Below are 358 nucleotides of genomic sequence, written 5' to 3' on the forward strand. Positions count from 1 at the left end.
TCGAGTTCGGCCAACCGGGCGTGGTCGCGCTCCTGCCGCTCGGCCTCGGTGACGAGGCCGGCGAGTTCACCCGCCTCCTCGCGCAGCCGCCCCGCGCGTTCCCGCAGCGCCACCGCGTCGGCGGAGCGGTCGCCCATGGACAGCTCCACCTCCCCGCGGTCGACCCCCAACGCCACGCAGGCCTCCCGCGCGTCGGACTCGGTACCGAGTGCGGCCTCCCGCCGCTCGTCGTGCCGGGCGGTCTCGGTGGCCAGTTCCCGCACCGGGACCGCCCGCCGGGCCGCGGCGAGTTCCCCGTCCCACGCGCGCCGGTGATCCGCCTGCCGATCCAGCTCGGCGAGCTGTTCGTGCGCGGAAC

Annotated in this window: 1 pseudogene; it reads right to left on the reverse strand. The window is 77.1% G+C overall.

Annotated features, from left to right (window positions below):
- Positions 1-358, reverse strand: a pseudogene (locus SACPADRAFT_RS33105) (AAA family ATPase); the annotation flags it as partial.

Source organism: Saccharomonospora iraqiensis subsp. paurometabolica YIM 90007 (assembly GCF_000231035.2).
In the GTDB taxonomy this organism is placed as follows: domain Bacteria; phylum Actinomycetota; class Actinomycetes; order Mycobacteriales; family Pseudonocardiaceae; genus Saccharomonospora; species Saccharomonospora paurometabolica.